The sequence below is a fragment of the Bradyrhizobium sp. IC3123 genome (assembly GCF_020193625.1).
Lineage (GTDB): Bacteria > Pseudomonadota > Alphaproteobacteria > Rhizobiales > Xanthobacteraceae > Bradyrhizobium > Bradyrhizobium yuanmingense.
Genome location: NZ_JADYVF010000004.1, coordinates 342705 through 358619, shown reverse-complemented (window position 1 = coordinate 358619; position 15915 = coordinate 342705). Strand labels below are relative to the sequence as shown.

Sequence of the window (15915 nt, the reverse complement as noted above, 5' to 3'; positions counted from 1 at the left end):
GGATCAAGTCCGAGGGCAGGCTTCGCTGGAAAACGCTCTGATCTAAGCGTTCTCCACCAAAAACTCCACCCGCTCTGCCGCAAAGCGCGAGTGCTTCGTCACCAGCGGCTTGCCCATGAGATCATGGTCGGTGGCGTCGACCACCAGGATCGGCCGCCCCAGCGCCAGGTCGAGCCGTGCGGCGTCGCTCGCGTCGACGATCCCCGCGGTGATTCGCGTCGCACCGCGGCGATAGTCGCGCACGCCAAAATGCTCCAGCAGCTTCGTCATCGAGCGCGTTGCCGCGAACACGGCGCCCGCCTCCGGAAACCGCTCCGCCGAGAGCCAGGTGGTGGAAACACAGATCGGCGTGCGGTCGGCGAGGCGAATCGCCTCGATCCGCACCAGCGGCGCGCCGGCCTTTAATCCCAGCTCCCGCGCGAGCTCGCGCGTCGCGACGTCATCGGTCGCCTCGATCAGCCGGCCATGCGGTTCGCGGCCATCGGCGCCGACGATCTCGGAGAAGCGCGTGCGCGAGCGCAAGGGATAAGCGAGCTTTTGCGCCTCGACATAGGTTCCGCTGCCGCGCTCGGCGCGCACCAGGCCGCGCTCGGCGAGGGCTGCCAACGCGCGCCGCACGGTGTGGCGGTTGACGCGATAGGTTTCGGCGATCTCCATCTCGCCCGGCAATTTGTCGCCGGCCGCAAAGCGGCCGTCGGCGATGCCGCGCTCGATGCCATCGGCCACGAGGCGCCATAGCGCGACGCCCGAGGAGGCTGTGTCCTGCATGCTCATGTCGCGGGAAACCTACTCCAGAAATCACGGCATTGTCACGAAACAGTCATGGCGCGTCCGTATGAAGTTGTCTATTATCATAGACAACTTCGACGCGGCAAGTTCTGTCAAAAAGCTCGGTGGACCAGGTGACCCAGCACAACGACCAGCAAGCCCAGCGCAAGGCCGCAATGGCGGTGCTGGCGCACGCGGAGGCGGGCGAGATCGCCGCTCGCCTCCGCAACTTGTCCCTCCCGGGCCATCAGGATCTGCGCACGCCCGAGAACGGCCTCGTCATGCTGCGCGGCCGGGTCGGCGGCGACGGCGCGCCGTTCAATCTCGGCGAAGCGACGGTGTCGCGCGCCGCGGTGCGGCTTGCGAGCGGCGAGGTCGGGTTCGGCTACACGCTCGGCCGCGACGGTGAGAAGGCGCGGCTGATCGCGCTGTGCGATGCGCTGGTGCAGTCCCGCGATTCCGGCGGAGCGGTGGAGCGCGACGTTATCGCGCCGTTGCGCGAGCAGCTTATGGTCAGGCGCAAGCAGGCGGCGGCAGCGGCCGCCGCGACGAAGGTTGATTTCTACACCATGGTGCGCGGTGAGGGGTGAGATCATGACCACGATTGCGGAACTGCCGCCGGGTTTCGCCGACAAGGTGCTGTCGGCGCAATCGACCTTTCGCTCGGTCATGGACGCCATGGCGCGGCCGGGCTCGGTCCAGCGCATCGTGCCGATGGCGGGCGCGCCAGGGCCGATGATGCGCGGCACCGCAGCGATCGCGCTGACGCTGTTCGATCACGACACGCCGCTCTGGCTCGATGCGCGGATGGCGGAAAGCTCGGACGTGACGAAGTGGCTGAAGTTCCACACCGGCGCGCCGGTCGTGCAGGATTCGTCGATCGCTTCCTTCGCGCTCATCAGTGACGGCGGCGCCTTGCCTGCGCTCGAGCGCTTCGCGTTCGGCACCAGCGAGTATCCGGACCGTTCGACCACGGTGGTCATCCAGGTCGACAGCCTCGCCGCCGGGCGCAGCTTCGAACTGCGCGGCCCCGGCATTGACGGTGTCGCCACGCTGCAGGCGTCGATCAAGCCTTTCGACCTGTTCGAGCGCCTGCATATCAACGAGGCGCTGTTTCCGCGCGGCATCGATGTGGTGCTGGTCGCCGATGACGCCGTGGTCGCGATCCCCCGCACCACGCGCGTCGTGAGCAAGGGAGGCTAGAAGCATGTATGTCGCAGTCAAAGGCGGCGAACGCGCCATCGAGAACGCCCATCGCCTGCTCGCGCATAAGCGGCGCGGCGACCAGAGCGTTGCGGAAATCACGCTCGACCAGATCTCGGAGCAGCTCGGCCTGGCCGTCGATCGCGTCATGAGCGAAGGCTCGCTCTATGACCGCGAGCTCGCGTCGCTTGCGATCAAGCAGGCGCGCGGCGATTTGATCGAGGCGATCTTCCTGGTTCGCGCCTTCCGCGCCACGCTGCCGCGCTTCGGTGCCAGCGAGCCGGTCGACACCGGCATCATGCGGGTGCAGCGGCGGGTGTCGGCGACCTTCAAGGACATTCCCGGCGGCCAGATCCTGGGGCCGACCTTCGACTACACGCACCGCCTGCTCGATCCATCGCTCGCCCAAGGTTTTGTGCCGGAGAGGCCGGCTGCGGCCGAAGCCTCCACCGCGCCGACGCCGCGCGTGACAGACATTCTCGGGCGCGACGGGCTGATCGAATCATCGCCGGAAGCCGAGGACGGCGCCAGCGTCGGCGATCTCACCCGCGAGCCGCTGAATTTCCCCGCGGACCGTGATTTGCGCCTGCAAAACCTCGCGCGCGGTGACGAAGGCTTTCTGCTCGCGATGGGCTATTCCACCCAGCGCGGCTACGGCCGCAACCATCCCTTCGTCGGCGAGATCCGCTTCGGCGAGGTCGAGGTCGAATTCGTCGCGGAAGACGTCGGCTTCGCCGTGCCGCTCGGTGCGATCGAGCTCACCGAGTGCCAGATGGTCAACCAGTTCAAGGGCTCGGCGACCGAGGCGCCGTGCTTCACCCGCGGCTATGGCCTCGCCTTCGGCCAGAGCGAACGCAAGACCATGTCGATGGCGCTGGTCGACCGCGCATTGCGCGCCCGTGAGCTCGGCGAGGAGGCGCTCGCACCGGCGCAGGACGAGGAGTTCGTGATGTCGCATTCGGACAACGTCCAGGCGACCGGCTTCGTCGAGCACCTGAAGCTGCCGCACTATGTCGACTTCCAGTCCGAGCTCGGCCTGCTCCGAAAGCTGCGTCAGGAGTTCGCCGGTGCCAATGCGCCCGATGCCATGAAGGAGGCCGCGGAATGAACGCGCCCGCCTACAATTTCGCCTATCTCGACGAGCAGACCAAGCGCATGATCCGCCGCGCGATCCTGAAGGCGATCGCCATCCCCGGCTATCAGGTGCCGTTCGCCAGCCGGGAAATGCCGATGCCCTATGGCTGGGGCACCGGCGGCGTGCAGGTCACGGCCGCGATCCTGGGGCCGCAGGACGTGCTGAAGGTGATCGACCAGGGCTCGGACGACACCACCAACGCGATCTCGATCCGCAAATTCTTCGCCAAGACCGCGGGCGTTGCGACCACGACGGCGACGGACGAGGCTACCGTGATCCAGACCCGTCACCGCATCCCCGAGACGGCGCTGAACGAGAACCAGGTGCTGGTCTATCAGGTGCCGATCCCCGAGCCGTTGCGCTTCCTCGAGCCGCGCGAGACCGAGACGCGGCGCATGCACGCGCTCGCCGAATACGGCCTGATGCATGTGAAGCTCTACGAGGACATCGCACGCTTCGGCCACATCGCCACGGCCTATGCCTACCCGGTGAAGGTCAACGCGCGCTATGTGATGGACCCGTCACCGACGCCGAAATTCGACAATCCCAAGATGGACAATTCCCCGGCGCTGCAATTGTTCGGCGCCGGCCGCGAGAAGCGCATCTACGCCATCCCGCCCTACACGCAAGTGGTGTCGCTCGATTTCGAGGATCACCCGTTCGAGCCCTACCGCTTCAACGCGCCCTGCGCGCTCTGTGGCGCGGAGAATTCCTATCTCGACGAGATCGTGACCGACGACAAGGGCGGGCGCATGTTCGTGTGCTCGGATACCGATTATTGCGAGGGCCGCCAGGCCGCCGGCCATCACGGCAGCCTCAGTGCCGCGCCGTACAAGGATAAGGCGCAGGAGGCCGCGAATGGCTGATCAGAATCTGGTCGAGAACGACGAGCCGCTGCTGGTCGCAAAATCCCTCAGCAAGTCGTTCGGCCGCATCAATGCCTGTCGCGACGTGTCGTTCTCGCTCTATCCCGGCGAGGTGTTGGCGATCGTCGGCGAATCCGGCTCGGGCAAGTCGACGCTGCTGCAAATGCTGTCGGGCCAGCTCGCGCCGAGTGCAGGCCATGTGTCCTATCGGATGCGTGATGGCGTCACCCGCGATCTCACGACGCTCGGCGAGGCCGAGCGCCGCTTCCTGTTCCGCACCGATTGGGGCTTTGTGCATCAAGACCCCGCGCAGGGCCTGCGCATGGCAGTCTCGGCCGGCGCCAATGTCGGCGAGCGGCTGATGGCGGTGGGGTGGAATCACTACGGCCGCATCCGTGAGACCGCGTCGGATTGGCTGACGCGCGTCGAGATCGACGTCGCGCGCATCGACGATGCGCCGCGCACCTATTCCGGCGGCATGCGCCAGCGCCTCCAGATCGCCCGCAACCTCGTTACCGAGCCGCGGCTCGTGTTCATGGACGAGCCGACCGGCGGCCTTGACGTATCGGTGCAGGCGCGCCTGCTCGATCTCTTGCGCAGCCTCGTCGCCGAGCTGAACCTCGCCGTCATCATCGTCACCCACGATCTCGCGGTGGCGCGCCTCTTGTCGCACCGCGTGATGGTGATGAAAGGCGGCCGCGTCATCGAGACCGGTCTCACGGACCAGGTGCTCGACGACCCGCGCGAGCCCTATACCCAGCTGCTCGTCTCCTCGATCCTGCCGCCATGAACTTTACGATATGAGCTTTCCAATGACCGCCATGATCGACATCACTGACGCCGGCAAGACCTTTACGATGCACCTGCAGGGCGGCATCGAGCTGCCTGTCGTGCGTGGCGTGACCTTCCAGGTCAATCCAGGCGAGTGCGTCGTGCTGTCGGGGCCGTCGGGCGCCGGCAAGTCGTCCATCCTGAAGATGATCTTCGGCAATTATCGCTGCGATAGCGGCTGCATCGGCATCCGCCATCGCGGCAAAGTGGTCGATCTAGCCACCGCCGAGCCACGCCAGGTGCTCAACATCCGCCGCTCCACCATCGGCTATGTCAGCCAGTTCCTGCGCGCGGTGCCGCGCGTCGCCACCATCGACGTCGTCGCGGAGCCGCTGATCGCGAATGGCATGAGCCGGGCAGACGCACAGGCGCGCGCCGGCGAGCTGCTGCATCGTCTCAACATCCCCGAACGGCTCTGGCAGCTTCCCCCCGCGACCTTCTCCGGCGGCGAGCAGCAGCGCGTGAACATCGCCCGTGGCTTCATCTCCGACCTGCCGATCCTTCTGCTGGACGAGCCGACCGCCTCGCTCGATGCGGCCAATCGCGCCGTGGTGGTCGAGCTGGTCGCTGAAAAGAAACGTCAGGGCGTCGCCATGGTCGCCATTGTCCATGACGACGAAATCCGTCATTTGATTGCCGACCGCATCGTCGACGTCACCGGCTTTGCCGCCGCGGCCTGAAGGAATGGGGAAATGAAGAAGGAATCCGTGATCGCCAACGCCAGGATCGTGCTGGCTGACCGGGTGATCGAGCAGGGCTGGCTCGCGCTTGCCGACGGCCGCATTGCGGAGATCGGCGAGGGGAGGGCGCCCGCGGGTGCCGAGGATGCCGGCGGCGATCTGATCATGCCCGGCCTGATCGAACTCCACACCGACCATCTCGAGGCGCATTACGTACCGCGGCCAAAAGTGTTCTGGAATCCTGTCGCCGCCGTCATCTCCTATGACGGCCAGCTCGCGACCTCGGGCATCACCACCGTGTTCGATTCGCTCCGGGTCTGGCGCGAGGACGGCGCCGAGGAGGTCGATGGCCGCGCCGGCGTGCTCGCCGCCGCGATCACCACCGCGCGCGGGGCCAACCTGCTGCGCGCCGATCACTTCCTTCATCTGCGCTGCGAGATCCCGATGCCAAGCGTGGTCGAGGAGACCAAGGAGCTGATCGACCGTCCCGACGTCAAGCTGATGTCGCTGATGGACCACACGCCGGGCCAGCGCCAGTTTCGCGACGAGGTCAAGCTGCGCGACTATTATCGCGGCAAGGGCGGCGGCAAGACCGATGCCGAGCTCGACGAGCTGTTCGCAAAGCGGTTCGAATATCAAAGGCTCTATGCCGCGGCCAACATGCGCGAGATCGTGGCGCTGGCGCATGAGTACAACATTCCGCTGGCGAGCCACGACGACACCACCGAGGAGAACGTCGCGGACGCCGTGCGCGACCGCGTCTCCGTCGCGGAATTCCCGACCACGCTGGAGGCCGCGCGCGGCCTGCACCAGGCCGGCATCGACATCCTGATGGGCGCGCCGAACGTGGTGCGCGGCGGCTCGCACTCCGGCAACATCGCCGCGGTCGATCTCGCCCGCGAGGGCCTGCTCGACATCCTGTCGTCGGATTACATTCCGTCGAGCCTTTTGATGGCCGCGTTGCAATTGCCCGAGCATGTGCCCGCGATCAGCCTTCCGGCCGCGGTCCGCACCGTGACGAAAGCGCCCGCCGAAGCGGTCGGCCTCACCGACCGCGGCGAGGTCGCGACCGGCAAGCGCGCCGATCTGATCCGCGTCCATGTCGCAGGCCACGTTCCCGTGGTCCGCAGCGTCTGGCGCGAAGGACACCGCGTCGCATGAGCGAGATGGCGGCCACGGGCGAAGGCGAGACGGGTGCGATCGGCCCCGGCCGGCTCGTGCTCGTGGTCGGCCCCAGCGGCGCCGGCAAGGATACCTTGCTGCGGCTGGCCCAGGCGGCTTGCAGCGACGATCCCGACATCGTCTTCCCGCGCCGCATCGTGACGCGTGCGTCCTCGGCCGATGAAGACAATATCGCGGTCAGTCCCGACGAATTCCGCCGCGCGTGCGAGCACGGCGACTTTGCCGTGCACTGGGAGGCGCATGGGCATTCCTATGCACTGCCGCTCGAGATCAACGACGACGTCCGCGCGGGCCGCACCATCGTTGCCAACGTCTCACGCACCGTGATCGCTGCCTTGCGCCGCGCCTATGCCAACGTCGTGGTGGTCGCGATCACGGCGCCGCCGGACGTATTGGCGCAGCGGCTTGCCGCGCGCGCCCGGAAAAGCGATGGCAACATCGCCGAGCGGCTGTCGCGCAGCGTCGATGACGCCTCGGCACACGCCGATGTCACCATCCTCAATGCCGGCAGCGCCGACTATCACAGCCGCCAGCTCGTGCGCGTGATCAGGAATCAAGGCTGGCAAGATTAGTTGCGGGCAATAACACGGAGAGAGTGGAATGACGGTGATTGAAACGGTCGAGCAGCTGGAGGCCATCTACGGCGTCACGAACGATGCCTCGACCGTCAAAGTTGCCGACCACGTCACCCCGCTCTACCGCATCTTCATCGAGAAGGCGCCGTTCGCCGCGCTCGCCACCATCGGGCCCGAAGGCATCGACTGCTCGCCGCGCGGCGATCTGCCCGGCTTTGTCCGCATCCACGACCCCAAGACGCTGATGCTGCCCGACCGCCGTGGCAACAACCGGGTCGATTCCTTGCGCAATATCGTGCGCGACCCGCGCGTGTCGCTGATGTTCCTGATCCCCGGCTCGGGCAATGCGGTGCGGGCCAACGGCCGCGCGCATCTGTCGATCGATCCGGAGCTGCTGGCCTCGTTCAAGGTCGAGGGTAAGGCGCCGCGTAGCGTCATGGTGATGAACGTGGACGAGATCTACTTCCAGTGCGCCCGCGCCATCGTCCGCGCCGATCTCTGGAACCCCGACAAGCGCGTCGATCCGAAGACGCTGCCGACACCGGGGCAGATTCTTGCGGAGATGAGCGACAACAAGGTCGGCGGCGCGGAGTACGACCGCGTCTGGCCCGAGCGTGCCGCGGCAACGATGTGGTGAGTTCTTTCTTCCCCTCTCCCCTTGTGGGAGAGGGTGGATCGCCGCGTCAGCGGCGAGACGGGCGAGGGGTATCTTTCCTCACAATGAGAGTAGTGTGCGGCGAGAACCCCTCATCCGGCGCTTCGCGCCACCTTCTCCCACAAGGGGAGAAGGAAGAGGGAGCCTGCTATGAATGACAGTGCCCTCAATTAAAAGCCATCCCGCCGCTCAGCGCGATGGTCTGTCCGGTCATGTAGGCATTGTCGATCAGTAGCATCACGGCCTTGGCTACTTCATCCGCCGTGCCGAAGCGGCCGAGCGGGATGCGGCCGACGAGTGCGGGCTGACCGCTCATCATGTCGGTCTCGATCAGCGACGGCGCCACCGCGTTGACGGTGATACCCTCCTTTACGAGCCGCGCCGCATAGCCGCGCGTCAGGCCCTCCATGCCGGCCTTGGACGCATTGTAGTGCGGCCCGATCGAGCCGGCACCGCGCGCTGCACCCGAGGAGATGTTGACGATGCGGCCCCATGTCCGCGCGCGCATCGATGGCAGCACGGCCTGCGTGCACAGGAAGGCGGATTTCAGATTGACCAGGATGGTGCGATCGAAATCGTCCTCGGTGAGATCGTCGACGCCGCGCGTGATGGCGATACCGGCATTGTTGACCAGGATGTCGATCGGCCCGAGCCCGGCGGTGACGCGCTCGACCATATCGGCCACGGCCTCGCGCTGCGAGACATCGGCGGCGACCACGATGGCGCGGCCGCCCTGCTTGCCGATCTCGCCTGCGAGTTGTTCAGCCTGGCCAATTCTCTCGCGGCAATTGATCGCCACTGCCGCGCCTGAGTCGGCCAGCGCGCGACAGACGGCCGCGCCAATTCCGCGCGAGCCGCCGGTGACGAGCGCCGTGCGCCCCCTCAAAGCATCCGCCATGCCTGGAACCTCCCAAATCAAGGGCCTTGTGATGCGTCGAGCGTAGCATGCCTGCCTTTCGCGCGCGTTGAACTCATCGCGAGATGAATCCGTCTGTCAATGCTTGCGGTGGGAGAAGCGCCCGAGCGCGCGCGCCCCAAATATGGATAGCCATTTCATTGACCAATCGTGCCGATCGCTTGATATTCGAGCCATCGAAACTGCTCCTCGAGCCTGAAGCCGCACGATGAAAACCGATCACCAGCGCAATCAGAACGACATGCATGCGTGCATGACGCGGCGCTGTTTCTCGGCGGCAACGGGCGCCTGTTGTTGTTGCTGACCGTCTCCTAGCAGCACCTCACATCGAAATCCCAAGACAGGAACGCCGAATTTCCGGCGGACGAGCAGTCATGTCCCAGCCCCAGTCGAACGCTTACATCATCGAGATCCAGGATCGCGCCGCCGGCATCATCACGCGCGACGAGCGTGGCTTCCGCTTCTTCTCCTCCGAGCGCCTGTTCGACAGCCTCGAAGGCCGCCAGTTCCGTTCGGCCCGTGAGGCCGAGCGTGCCGCCCGTGCCGTCTTCTCCGCGCGGAGCGGGCGCGCAAGCTCGCAACTCTTCCCCAACTGATCCCACCGAAAGGACCCGCGTCATGATCACCCGACGACACATTCTGGCAACGACGCTCCTGCTTGCAACCGCCCTTGCTGCACCCGCTCACGCCGAGGACAAGCCGGCCGAAATCCGCATCGGCACGCAGAAGGGCGGCTTCTTCCCGGCGGTGCGCCAGCGCCAGACGCTCGAGAACGCCTTCAAGCCGCTCGGCATCGAGATCAAGTGGGTCGACTTCCAGTTCGGTCCGCCGCTGCTGGAGGCCATCAATGTCGGCAGCGTCGATTTCGGTTATGTCGGCGACTCCCCGCCGATCTTCGCGCAGGCCGGCGGCGCCAAGATCCGCTACGTCGCCGCGGTGAAATCGGAAGGCAACACCCAGGCGATCATCGTGCCGAAGGACTCGGCCATCAAGACGCTGGCCGATCTCAAGGGCAAGCGCGTCGCCTTCGGCAAGGGATCGAGCGCGCATAATCTATTGGTTGCCACGCTCGAAAAGGCCGGCCTGTCCTGGTCCGACATCACGCCGGCGCCGCTCGCGCCCGCCGATGCGACCGCCGCCTTCGTCAAGGGCTCGGTCGATGCCTGGTCGATCTGGGATCCCTATCTCGCGCTCGCCGAGCTGAAGGAAAAGGCGCGGGTCATCGCTTTCGACAAGGACGTGCACAAGCCGAATGCGTTCTACATCGCCAACACGGATTTCGTTGATAAATACCCCTCGCTGGTGGCGAAGCTCAACACCACCTTCGCCTCTGAAGGCGTCTGGGCCAACGAGCACCACGAGGACGTCGCCAAAGCCCAGGCGGACGCGACCGGCGTCGACATCGAGGCCGTCAGGCGCTTCGTGGGTCGCTCAAACTTCCGCGTGGTGCCGCTGGATGCCGAGATCATCGCAAGCCAGCAGGCGGTCGCCGACCGTTTTGCAAGGCTCGGCCTGATCCCGAAGCCCGTCAGCGTCTCCGACATCGTCTGGAAATGGAATCCAGGCTCCTGAACCGGCGCAACTGATCAACTCCGGCGGCGCGCGCGGGTGCGTGCCGCCTTCTTGCCGGCGGCGGAGCGGACCTTGGCACCCTTGGTGTGGCTTGCCTTGCGCGCGGCGGCTGAACGGGATGCTGCGGGTCGGCGGCTTGCGGCTTCTTTGGCCTGTTTCGACAGCGCACTGCGCGACGCGGTCGAGCGCGGTTCCTTCTTGAGAACACGCTCGACAGCGCGCGATACTTTCGGCCTCCGCTTCGGCGTGCGCTTGCCCTGGCCGACCTCATAGGCATATTTGGCGCTGCGGCGCGTCGCCTTCTTGGTGCGCCCTTTGCGCGGCGGCGGCAGATCGACACCGGCGCGACGCGCTTCGGAGAGGCCGATCGCGATGGCCTGCTTGGTCGAGCGTGCGCCGTGCTTGCCTTTCCGGATCCTGTCGATCTCGTCCTTGACGAATTCGCCGGCCTGCGTGCTGGCCGACTTGCCGGCGCGCTTGTCTTGCCTGGCTTTGCGAATGACTTCCTGTCTCGGCATGGTCCAGTTCCCTTCTTGAGTGAGAGGGATGTCTGACCGCAACGCGCAAGACGGAAGATTGATCCGCCTAAAGCATGATCCGGAAAAGTGCGAAGCGGTTTTCCGGAAAGATCATGCGTAGACAACTTTAGTTCCTCAGCGCCGCCAGCAGCTCGTCCGGCCGCTCGGCCATGATCATGTGGCCGGCGCCGGGCACCACGACGGTCTTTGCATGCGGGATCGCCGCGGCGAGCGCCTTGCCGGCCTTCGCCGGCGTCATCATGTCCCGCTCGCCGAGGATGAGCGTCGTCGGCACCTTCACGGTCGCCGCAGCGGCAAGCGCATTCGTATAGGAGTTGCAGGCCGACAGATCCCTGAACAGCACGCCCGGCTCGCATCCCCTGAGCACCGCCTGCGCGCCGCCATGCATCCACAGGCCCGGCGCCAGGCTGCCGCCGAGCTCCGCGTTGAAGCCGAGGCCCCAGATCGAGACCATGTCGTTGGCATCCTGCGAGTTGGCTTCGGCGGCTTTCAACAGATCCGGACCCACCGTCATGGTCGCGGCGGTGCCGATCAGGCTCAGCGCTGACACCTTGTCGGGATGTCGCGCGGCGGTCTCCAGCGAGATCAGCGAGCCCATGGAGTGACCGATCAGATGCGCCTTTGCGGCGCCCGCCGCATCGAGCAGCGCCGCCGTCCAGTCGGCCATCTCGGCGATGCTGCCGAGCGAAGTCCCAGTAGAGCGGCCGTGGCCGGGCAGGTCGGGCGCCAGCACGGCAAAGCCGTGATGGGCGAACCAGCGCGTATGCAACGCCCAGGTCGAATGGTCGAAGCCGGCGCCGTGGATGAAGACAACCGCGGGCAGGGACTTGTCGAAGTCGCGGCCACCGGTTGCGACAAACACATCGGTGCCGTTGACGGAGAGCTTCATGGTGTCAGGCCTTTTGCGAGATGCGCAGCGCTTGGTTGAGGTCGTCGATGATGTCGCTTGCGGTCTCGATGCCGACCGAGAGCCGCACCAGCTCTTCGCCGATGCCGGCCGCCTTGAGCTGCTCGGCGTCCATCTGCTGATGCGTGGTCGAGGCCGGATGGATCACCAGCGTCTTGGCGTCGCCGACATTGGCGAGATGGCTGATCATGCGTAAGCTCTCGATGAACTTGCGTCCGGCAGGCCGGCCGCCCTTGATGCCGAAGGAGACGATCGAGCCGGCACCGCGCGGCAGCAGCGTCTTGGCAAGCTGGTAGTCCGTATGGTCCTCGAGCGACGGGTGCAGCACCCAGTCCACGGCCTTGTTGGACTTCAGCGCCTCCAGCACCAGATGCGTGTTCTGCATATGCCGGTCCATGCGCACGCCGAGCGTCTCGACGCCCTGGAGCAGCTGGAACGCGTTGGTCGGCGACAGGCAGGCGCCGAAATCGCGCAGGCCTTCGGTGCGGGCGCGCATGATGAAGGCGGCGGTGCCGAACTGCTCGTCGAAGACGATGCCGTGATAGCCGCCATAGGGCTCGGTCAGCACGCCGAACTTGCCGGAGGAGCGCCAGTCGAAGCGGCCACCGTCGACGATGGCGCCGCCGATCGCGATGCCGTGGCCGCCGATCCATTTGGTCGCCGAATGCATCACGATGTCGGCGCCGAGCTCGATCGGACGGCTGAGATAGGGCGTGGCGAAGGTGTTGTCGATCAGAAGCGGAATCTTGGCCTCATGCGCGATCGCCGCAACCTTCGGGATGTCGAGCACCTCGAGGCCGGGGTTGCCGATGGTCTCGCCGATCACGAGCTTCGTGTTCGGTTTGATCGCCGCGCGGAATGCGTCGAGATCGCGTGGTTTCACAAACGTCGTGGTGATGCCGAAGCGGGGCAGCGTGTGCGCCAACAAATTGATGGTGCCGCCATAGAGCGAGCTCGACGCCACGATGTGGTCGCCGGCATTGAGCAGCGTGGCGATGGCGAGGTGCAGCGCCGCCTGGCCGCTCGCCGTGCAGATCGCGCCGACGCCGCCTTCCAGCGCCGCAAGCCGCTCCTCCAGCACGCCTGTGGTCGGATTGGAGATGCGCGTATAGATGTGGCCGGCGCGCTCCAGATTGAACAGCGCGGCGGCGTGATCGGTATCCTGGAACACGTAGGACGTGGTCTGGTAGATCGGCACCGCCCGGGCGCCGGTCGTGGGATCCGGATGCTGGCCCGCATGCAGGCTCAGGGTCTCGAAGGCAGGCGGTTTCGGCGCGGGCATGCGTGGCCTCGTTGGTCGGTCGGCGATGCAGCGTTGTGCCATAAAACGCAGCGGTACGTCAGCCCATTGACAGCGCTGGGTTTGAAGCGAGCTCCAGCCGCGCCGGCGGCGCGCTCCCTCGCCCCGTTCTTACGGGGAGAGGGTTGGGGTGAGGGGCTCTCTCCACGAAGATGGTGGCAGCTGGACTCGCGGAGGCTCCCCCGGAATTTGCTGCGCAAATTCCGGCCTCTCCCCGCAAGCGGGGAGAGGCGAAGAGGCGCCGTCCGCGCTTCACCCCCCGATCGCCTGCTCGATCACCCGCGCCTCCCGCAGCAGGATCTCCGCGACCTCCTGCTCGCGCCTTGGCCCGAGCCTCGTGCGAACGGCGGAGACGGTCATCGCTGCTGCCGGTTGCCCGTCCGGCGTCTTGATCCAGGTCGAGATCGATTTCGTCCCCTGCACCAGTCCGATCTCTCTCATGCCATATCCCAGCCGCCTGGCGGCGGTGACCTCGCCGAGCACGGTCGCGACGTCGGTCCGGTAGGCCTCGAACCGCTTCTCGTTCGCCGCGACGATCTTGCGCGCCTCCTGCGCCGGCATCGCGGCGAGGATGGCAACGCCGGCGCTGGAGACGCCGAGCGGCCGGCGCGCGCCGACCTCGATCGACAGCACCTGGATCGGGTAGACGCCGATCCGGCGATCGACGCAGAGCGTGTCGTTGCCGGTGCGCACCGTCAGGAACAGCGTGTCGCCGATCGCGGCGGACGCGCGCTGCAGCGACGGATTTGCGGCGACCAAGAGCCGCGATGGCCGCGGACGCGCCAGCGCCAGTTCCGGTACCTGGTTGCCGATCGCGTAGCGGCCGCTCCGGCCGTGCCGCTCGACGATGCCTTCCTCGATCAGCACGTGGACGATGCGATGCACGGTGGGGCGGGTGAGCCCGGTCGTGCGGACCACCTCGGCCAATGGCACACCGTCCTCGCGCCCTGCGGCCAGGATGCGCAGCACCGCGAGCGCGCGCCGGATCGCCTGCGCGCCATGTCGCGGCTCCACGGCGCTGCGGGTGGATTTCGTTGCGCGTCGTTTGTCCATAATATGGACAAGAACGCCACAATTCGCTCGACAGGGCAAGCGCGCATCTGGAGATTGCGCTCCGATCGGGATGCCATGCACGAAAGTCTGCGCCCGATATGGAATTGGAAGCGCCGCCGGGAGGTTAACATGAGATTAATCTGGATTGCTGCAGCAGCCGCAATGTTGGCGGGACCCGCCTCCGGCCAGCAATGGCCGGCGCGCAACGTCAAGCTGATCGTGCCCTATCCCGCCGGCGGCAATGTCGACAGCGCCGCGCGCATCGTCGCCGACAAGCTCCAGGAAAAGCTCGGCCAACCCTTCGTCATCGAGAACAAGGCCGGCGCCGGCGGCATGATCGCGGGCGAAGCCTTCGCGAAATCGGCGCCCGACGGCTACACGCTGTTCGTCGGCGCCAACGGCCCGGTGCTGTTCGCGACCGAGATCAACAAGCGCGACGCCTACAATTGGAAGAAGGACTTTCTCCCGATCTCGACGATCTCGATGACGCCGCTGGTGCTCGAGGTTCATCCCTCGGTGCAGGCGACCACGCTCAAGGAGTTTCTCGACCTCGCCAAGCGCGAGCCCGGCAAGCTGACCATGGCCTCGCCCGGTCCCGGCACCACCAACCATCTGCTCAGCGAGCTGATGCAGTCGAATCTCGGCCTGCAATGGGTCACGGCGCATTATCGCGGCAATGCGCCGGCCATCAACGATCTCCTGGGCGGTCAGGTGCAGTTCGCCTTCGACCAGCTCACGGTCAGCCTCCAGCACATCAAGGCCGGCCTGTTCCGCGCGCTCGCCGTCACCTCACCGCATCGATTGAAATCGCTGCCCGACGTGCCGACCTTCGCCGAGCTCGGCTACAAGGACTTCGACGGCCAGACCTTCACCGGCCTGTTCGCGCCCGCTGGCACGCCTGCGCCCATCGTCGAGAAGCTGCACGAGACGCTGGTCGCGATTCTCAAAGACCCCGCCGTGGTCGACAAGTTCGAAAAGCTCGGCGGCGAAGCCACGCCGATGACGCCGGCCGAATTCAGGGCCTATCTCGAGCGCGAGGACGCCAAGTGGATTCCGGTGGTGCGCAAGGCCAATATCAGGGCGGACTGATCGATGCGGATCGATCCGACCGAGCTCGGCGCCGAGCGCATCTACCGCCTGATGACCGGCATCGTGGTGCCGCGCCCGATCGCCTGGGTGACGAGCTTGTCAGCTACGGGCGTGCTCAATCTCGCTCCGTTCAGCGCCTTCACCTTCGTCTCGCAGAAGCCGCCGATGCTCGCCATCAGCGTGGGCCGCAAGGGCGCCGACTACAAGGACACCGCGCACAACATCCTCGATACCGAGGAATATGTGATCCACATCGCGGATACGCCGCTGATGAATGCCGTGCACGACAGCTCCGTCGAGCATCCGCCTGAAATCAGCGAGGTCGAGCATCTCGGCCTGGAGACGCTCGCGAGCGAGCGCATCAAGGTGCCGCGGCTTGCCGCCGCGCCGGTCGCGATGGAGTGCCGATTCCGGCAGTGCCTCGAATTCGGTGACGCCAAGAGCCGGCTCATCGTCGGCGAGGTCGTGCTGTTCCATTTGCGCGACGGTCTCGTCAACGACGGTAAGGTCGAGACCAGGGCGCTCGACCCGATCGCGCGCATCGGCGGGCCGCGCTACGCCCGCCTCGGCGAGATCGTGACGCTGGGCAGCGTGTTCCAGACTCCCAAGTCGAAAGACTGAGCGTGCGGGCCTCATCGCCGGCC

General features: G+C 66.2%; 19 protein-coding genes. 13 read left to right on the top strand and 6 right to left on the bottom strand.

Translation table 11 applies throughout. From position 1 onward, the window contains the following. Positions 1–42: 42 nt before the first annotated feature. Entirely contained in the window at positions 43–774 is a 732-nt protein-coding gene (gene phnF, locus I6F20_RS16080) for a phosphonate metabolism transcriptional regulator PhnF (protein WP_225126929.1), read from the bottom strand. A 119-nt stretch (positions 775–893) separates the two neighbouring features. On the opposite strand from phnF, the gene phnG reads away from it, so the two are divergent. The 9 genes from phnG to I6F20_RS16035 are packed head-to-tail and all read left to right on the top strand — an operon-like array spanning position 894 to position 7877. Continuing rightward, positions 894–1358 (top strand): phosphonate C-P lyase system protein PhnG, encoded by a 465-nt coding sequence (gene phnG, locus I6F20_RS16075; protein WP_225126927.1) that lies wholly within the window; start codon positions 894–896, stop codon positions 1356–1358. Between the two features lie 4 nt (positions 1359–1362). After that, a complete protein-coding gene (gene phnH / locus I6F20_RS16070) occupies positions 1363–1971 on the top strand; it encodes a phosphonate C-P lyase system protein PhnH (protein WP_225126925.1) in 609 nt (202 codons plus the stop codon). Positions 1972–1975: 4 nt separating this feature from the next. Further along, entirely contained in the window at positions 1976–3079 is a 1104-nt protein-coding gene (locus I6F20_RS16065; protein WP_225126923.1) for a carbon-phosphorus lyase complex subunit, read from the top strand. Next, a complete protein-coding gene (locus I6F20_RS16060; protein ID WP_036014400.1) occupies positions 3076–3972 on the top strand; it encodes an alpha-D-ribose 1-methylphosphonate 5-phosphate C-P-lyase PhnJ in 897 nt (298 codons plus the stop codon). Before I6F20_RS16065 ends, I6F20_RS16060 begins: the two co-directional genes overlap by 4 nt. Then, complete coding sequence (gene phnK, locus I6F20_RS16055) at positions 3965–4762, top strand: phosphonate C-P lyase system protein PhnK (RefSeq protein ID WP_036014398.1); 798 nt, start codon at positions 3965–3967, stop codon at positions 4760–4762. Before I6F20_RS16060 ends, phnK begins: the two co-directional genes overlap by 8 nt. Before the next feature lie 22 nt (positions 4763–4784). Then, positions 4785–5483: a phosphonate C-P lyase system protein PhnL gene (phnL, locus tag I6F20_RS16050; protein WP_057027587.1), complete on the top strand. Its 699-nt coding sequence runs from the start codon at positions 4785–4787 to the stop codon at positions 5481–5483. Positions 5484–5495: 12 nt separating this feature from the next. Beyond that, positions 5496–6644 (top strand): alpha-D-ribose 1-methylphosphonate 5-triphosphate diphosphatase, encoded by a 1149-nt coding sequence (locus I6F20_RS16045; RefSeq protein WP_225126921.1) that lies wholly within the window; start codon positions 5496–5498, stop codon positions 6642–6644. After that, entirely contained in the window at positions 6641–7237 is a 597-nt protein-coding gene (gene phnN, locus I6F20_RS16040) for a phosphonate metabolism protein/1,5-bisphosphokinase (PRPP-forming) PhnN (protein WP_036026943.1), read from the top strand. Before I6F20_RS16045 ends, phnN begins: the two co-directional genes overlap by 4 nt. A 28-nt stretch (positions 7238–7265) precedes the next feature. Then, positions 7266–7877, top strand: a complete 612-nt coding sequence (locus tag I6F20_RS16035; RefSeq protein WP_109145394.1) for a pyridoxamine 5'-phosphate oxidase family protein — start codon at positions 7266–7268, stop codon at positions 7875–7877. A gap of 184 nt (positions 7878–8061) precedes the next feature. Here I6F20_RS16035 and I6F20_RS16030 read toward each other — a convergent pair whose 3' ends face one another. Beyond that, positions 8062–8793, bottom strand: a complete 732-nt coding sequence (locus I6F20_RS16030; RefSeq protein WP_109145989.1) for an SDR family NAD(P)-dependent oxidoreductase — start codon at positions 8791–8793, stop codon at positions 8062–8064. Positions 8794–9185: 392 nt separating this feature from the next. Between I6F20_RS16030 and I6F20_RS16025 the strand changes: the two genes are divergently transcribed. Then, complete coding sequence (locus I6F20_RS16025) at positions 9186–9407, top strand: hypothetical protein (protein ID WP_109145393.1); 222 nt, start codon at positions 9186–9188, stop codon at positions 9405–9407. Positions 9408–9429: 22 nt separating this feature from the next. After that, the gene (locus I6F20_RS16020) at positions 9430–10383 is read left to right on the top strand and encodes an aliphatic sulfonate ABC transporter substrate-binding protein (protein ID WP_109145392.1); all 954 of its coding nucleotides are present in this window, start codon (positions 9430–9432) and stop codon (positions 10381–10383) included. A 14-nt stretch (positions 10384–10397) separates the two neighbouring features. Here the strand turns inward: I6F20_RS16020 and I6F20_RS16015 are convergent, their stop codons facing one another. From I6F20_RS16015 to I6F20_RS16000, 4 genes are all read right to left on the bottom strand, one after another. Next, on the bottom strand, positions 10398–10901 hold the full coding sequence (locus I6F20_RS16015; RefSeq protein WP_109145391.1) for a DUF6496 domain-containing protein: 504 nt from the start codon (positions 10899–10901) through the stop codon (positions 10398–10400). A 127-nt stretch (positions 10902–11028) separates the two neighbouring features. Further along, positions 11029–11811: an alpha/beta fold hydrolase gene (locus tag I6F20_RS16010; RefSeq protein WP_225126919.1), complete on the bottom strand. Its 783-nt coding sequence runs from the start codon at positions 11809–11811 to the stop codon at positions 11029–11031. A 4-nt stretch (positions 11812–11815) separates the two neighbouring features. Beyond that, positions 11816–13111 carry an O-acetylhomoserine aminocarboxypropyltransferase gene (locus I6F20_RS16005; protein ID WP_225126918.1) on the bottom strand — a complete coding sequence of 432 codons (1296 nt, stop codon included), beginning with the start codon at positions 13109–13111 and terminating at the stop codon, positions 11816–11818. Positions 13112–13381: 270 nt separating this feature from the next. Next, on the bottom strand, positions 13382–14182 hold the full coding sequence (locus I6F20_RS16000) for an IclR family transcriptional regulator (protein ID WP_036014389.1): 801 nt from the start codon (positions 14180–14182) through the stop codon (positions 13382–13384). 129 nt (positions 14183–14311) lie between these two features. Between I6F20_RS16000 and I6F20_RS15995 the strand changes: the two genes are divergently transcribed. Then, complete coding sequence (locus I6F20_RS15995) at positions 14312–15271, top strand: Bug family tripartite tricarboxylate transporter substrate binding protein (protein WP_225126916.1); 960 nt, start codon at positions 14312–14314, stop codon at positions 15269–15271. A gap of 3 nt (positions 15272–15274) precedes the next feature. Beyond that, a complete protein-coding gene (locus I6F20_RS15990; RefSeq protein WP_036026965.1) occupies positions 15275–15892 on the top strand; it encodes a flavin reductase family protein in 618 nt (205 codons plus the stop codon). The last annotated feature ends 23 nt before the right edge of the window (positions 15893–15915 follow it).

What these genes read in the sequence shown, in the direction of transcription:
- phnF (WP_225126929.1), bottom strand. Translation starts at nt 774, where the DNA reads ATGAGCATGCAGGACACAGCCTCCTCGGGCGTCGCGCTATGGCGCCTC.
- phnH (WP_225126925.1), top strand. Translation starts at nt 1,363, where the DNA reads ATGACCACGATTGCGGAACTGCCGCCGGGTTTCGCCGACAAGGTGCTG.
- I6F20_RS16065 (WP_225126923.1), top strand. Translation starts at nt 1,976, where the DNA reads ATGTATGTCGCAGTCAAAGGCGGCGAACGCGCCATCGAGAACGCCCAT.
- I6F20_RS16060 (WP_036014400.1), top strand. Translation starts at nt 3,076, where the DNA reads ATGAACGCGCCCGCCTACAATTTCGCCTATCTCGACGAGCAGACCAAG.
- phnK (WP_036014398.1), top strand. Translation starts at nt 3,965, where the DNA reads ATGGCTGATCAGAATCTGGTCGAGAACGACGAGCCGCTGCTGGTCGCA.
- phnL (WP_057027587.1), top strand. Translation starts at nt 4,785, where the DNA reads ATGACCGCCATGATCGACATCACTGACGCCGGCAAGACCTTTACGATG.
- I6F20_RS16045 (WP_225126921.1), top strand. Translation starts at nt 5,496, where the DNA reads ATGAAGAAGGAATCCGTGATCGCCAACGCCAGGATCGTGCTGGCTGAC.
- phnN (WP_036026943.1), top strand. Translation starts at nt 6,641, where the DNA reads ATGAGCGAGATGGCGGCCACGGGCGAAGGCGAGACGGGTGCGATCGGC.
- I6F20_RS16035 (WP_109145394.1), top strand. Translation starts at nt 7,266, where the DNA reads ATGACGGTGATTGAAACGGTCGAGCAGCTGGAGGCCATCTACGGCGTC.
- I6F20_RS16030 (WP_109145989.1), bottom strand. Translation starts at nt 8,793, where the DNA reads ATGGCGGATGCTTTGAGGGGGCGCACGGCGCTCGTCACCGGCGGCTCG.
- I6F20_RS16025 (WP_109145393.1), top strand. Translation starts at nt 9,186, where the DNA reads ATGTCCCAGCCCCAGTCGAACGCTTACATCATCGAGATCCAGGATCGC.
- I6F20_RS16020 (WP_109145392.1), top strand. Translation starts at nt 9,430, where the DNA reads ATGATCACCCGACGACACATTCTGGCAACGACGCTCCTGCTTGCAACC.
- I6F20_RS16015 (WP_109145391.1), bottom strand. Translation starts at nt 10,901, where the DNA reads ATGCCGAGACAGGAAGTCATTCGCAAAGCCAGGCAAGACAAGCGCGCC.
- I6F20_RS16010 (WP_225126919.1), bottom strand. Translation starts at nt 11,811, where the DNA reads ATGAAGCTCTCCGTCAACGGCACCGATGTGTTTGTCGCAACCGGTGGC.
- I6F20_RS16005 (WP_225126918.1), bottom strand. Translation starts at nt 13,111, where the DNA reads ATGCCCGCGCCGAAACCGCCTGCCTTCGAGACCCTGAGCCTGCATGCG.
- I6F20_RS16000 (WP_036014389.1), bottom strand. Translation starts at nt 14,182, where the DNA reads ATGGACAAACGACGCGCAACGAAATCCACCCGCAGCGCCGTGGAGCCG.
- I6F20_RS15995 (WP_225126916.1), top strand. Translation starts at nt 14,312, where the DNA reads ATGAGATTAATCTGGATTGCTGCAGCAGCCGCAATGTTGGCGGGACCC.
- I6F20_RS15990 (WP_036026965.1), top strand. Translation starts at nt 15,275, where the DNA reads ATGCGGATCGATCCGACCGAGCTCGGCGCCGAGCGCATCTACCGCCTG.